The organism is Photorhabdus sp. CRCIA-P01 (genome assembly GCF_003545805.1).
GTDB classification, from domain to species: Bacteria; Pseudomonadota; Gammaproteobacteria; order Enterobacterales; family Enterobacteriaceae; genus Photorhabdus; species Photorhabdus antumapuensis.
Map to the genome: position 1 here is coordinate 1 of NZ_NMQR01000132.1, position 2371 is coordinate 2371.

Annotated in this window: 3 protein-coding genes; all 3 read left to right on the forward strand. The window is 47.3% G+C overall.

The window, feature by feature from the left end; all coding sequences use genetic code 11:
• A partial coding sequence (locus D3222_RS24190; protein ID WP_118988317.1) for an Rpn family recombination-promoting nuclease/putative transposase occupies positions 1-928 on the forward strand: 928 nt, incomplete at its 5' end.
• A 146-nt stretch (positions 929-1074) separates the two neighbouring features.
• Positions 1075-2025, forward strand: coding sequence for an Rpn family recombination-promoting nuclease/putative transposase (locus tag D3222_RS24195; protein ID WP_118988318.1), 951 nt, complete (start codon positions 1075-1077; stop codon positions 2023-2025).
• A gap of 146 nt (positions 2026-2171) precedes the next feature.
• Positions 2172-2371, forward strand: a 200-nt coding sequence (locus D3222_RS24200; protein WP_198672926.1) for an Rpn family recombination-promoting nuclease/putative transposase, incomplete at its 3' end; no start/stop codon positions are given.

Sequence of the window (2371 nt, forward strand, 5' to 3'; positions counted from 1 at the left end):
GCCGCCGGCGTTACTCAAAGTGTGTGATCTGGAAACGCTGCAACTGGCGTCAGGGAGTTTTCTCGAAGACGATCTTCGACCGTACTACAGCGACGTGTTGTATTCGTTGAAAGCAGGTAAGGGTGACGGCTACGTGTATTGTCTGATTGAGCATCAAAGTTCACCGGATAAGCATATGGCGTTTCGGTTGCTACGTTACGCGATCGCTGCGATGCAACGTCATCTTGATGCCGGCCATAAAACGTTACCTCTGGTGATACCCGTATTATTCTACCAAGGAAAAGTCAGTCCATATCCGTACTCCATGAGCTGGTTGCAGGAGTTTGATGATCCTGAGCTGGCCGGCGAACTCTACAGTAAAGATTTCCCGTTGGTGGATATCACCGTCATTGCCGATGACGAAATCATGAAACACCGACGAATGGCCGTGCTTGAGCTGCTGCAAAAACATATTCGGCAGCGCGACCTGGCTGATTTGCTTGAGCAATTGGTCACATTATTGCTTGAAGGACACACCACTCAGGAACAGCTGGTTTCTGTGATAAACTACATGTTGCAGGCGGGAGAATCCCACGACCCGACTGCTTTGTTGAATACTCTGGCATTACGCATGCCACAGCATGAGGAAGCTCTGATGACTATCGCTGAAAAACTTCGCCTTGAAGGCGAACAACGCGGGATTCAGAAAGGTATACAGCTGGGTGAACAGAGAGGTATACAGCTGGGTGAACAGAGAGGTATACAGCTGGGCGAACAGAGAGGTATACAGCTGGGCGAACAGAGAGGTATACAGCTGGGCGAACAAAAAGGCCGTAAAGAGGAAGCGATTAAGATTGCCCGCACTATGTTGGCTAATGGTCTTGATCGCATGACCGTTATGAAAATGACCGGCCTTTCCGAAGACGAACTGGCGCAAATTCGCCACTAATTCTGGCACCAGTAAGAATCCCATTAAGGGCGTTGGCTATAGCAGCTGACGCTTTTTTATTGAAAAGGTTAATAAAATAGACCCCTATGTGAACATCTGTAGGGTGTGTTAAAATTGAGCTTGGAGTTTTAGGAATATGATGAACGATGAAGAAAAACACCACGCCTACATTGCATGATGCTATTTTTAAGCAGTTCTTGACACATCCGGATACCGCCAGGGATTTTCTGCAATTTCATCTACCACCGGCGTTACTCAAAGTGTGTGATCTGGAAACGCTGCAACTGGCGTCAGGGAGTTTTCTCGAAGACGATCTTCGACCGTACTACAGCGACGTGTTGTATTCGTTGAAAGCAGGTAAGGGTGACGGCTACGTGTATTGTCTGATTGAGCATCAAAGTTCACCGGATAAGCATATGGCATTTCGGTTGCTACGCTATGCGATCGCTGCGATGCAACGTCATCTTGATGCCGGCCATAAAACGTTACCTCTGGTGATACCCATATTATTCTACCAAGGAAAAGTCAGTCCATATCCGTACTCCATGAGCTGGTTGCAGGAGTTTGATGATCCTGAGCTGGCCGGCGAACTCTACAGTAAAGATTTCCCGTTGGTGGATATCACCGTCATTGCCGACGACGAAATCATGAAACACCGACGAATGGCCGTGCTTGAGCTGCTGCAAAAACATATTCGGCAGCGCGACCTGGCTGATTTGCTTGAGCAATTGGTCACATTATTGCTTGAAGGATACACCACTCAGGAACAGCTGGTTTCTGTGATAAACTACATGTTGCAGGCGGGAGAATCCCACGACCCGACTGCTTTGTTGAATACTCTGGCATTACGCATGCCACAGCATGAGGAAGCTCTGATGACTATCGCTGAAAAACTTCGCCTTGAAGGCGAACAACGCGGGATTCAGAAAGGTATACAGCTGGGTGAACAAAAAGGTATACAGCTGGGCGAACAAAAAGGCCGTAAAGAGGAAGCGATTAAGATTGCCCGCACTATGTTGGCTAATGGTCTTGATCGCATGACCGTTATGAAAATGACCGGCCTTTCCGAAGACGAACTGGCGCAAATTCGCCACTAATTCTGGCACCAGTAAGAATTCCATTAAGGGCGTTGGCTATAGTAGCTGACGCTTTTTTATTGAAAAGGTTAATAAAATAGACCCCTATGTGAACATCTGTAGGGTGTGTTAAAGTTGAGCTTGGAGTTTTAGGAATATGATGAACGATGAAGAAAAACACCACGCCTACATTGCATGATGCTATTTTTAAGCAGTTCTTGACACATCCGGATACCGCCAGGGATTTTCTACAATTTCATCTACCACCGGCGTTACTCAAAGTGTGTGATCTGGAAACGCTGCAACTGGCGTCAGGGAGTTTTCTCGAAGACGATCTTCGACCGTACTACAGCGACGTGTTGTATTC

What these genes read in the sequence shown, in the direction of transcription:
- D3222_RS24195 (WP_118988318.1), top strand. Translation starts at nt 1,075, where the DNA reads ATGAAGAAAAACACCACGCCTACATTGCATGATGCTATTTTTAAGCAG.